Below are 227 nucleotides of genomic sequence, written 5' to 3' on the forward strand. Positions count from 1 at the left end.
GATAGAAGTATATATCGATGGTGCTGATGAAGTTAACGAGCACTAGCAACTTATCAAAGGCGGCGGCGGTCCATTGACTCGCGAAAAGATTCTGGCAGCAGCTTCAAACAAGTTCGTCTGTATGGTCGATGATAGCAAAAGAGTTGAAATCTTAGGTCGCGCGTTTCCGGTACCGAATGAAGTATTACCACAAGAACGCTCTTATGTGGCTCGACAATTGGCCAAAT

The 227-nt window shown here is 45.4% G+C and carries 1 pseudogene; it reads left to right on the top strand.

Annotation, left to right across the window (positions count from 1 at the left end):
- Positions 1–227 (top strand): annotated as a pseudogene (locus tag V6252_RS13125) (ribose-5-phosphate isomerase A); the annotation flags it as partial.

It is taken from the genome of Psychrobacter proteolyticus (assembly GCF_038155145.1).
GTDB lineage: Bacteria > Pseudomonadota > Gammaproteobacteria > Pseudomonadales > Moraxellaceae > Psychrobacter > Psychrobacter proteolyticus_B.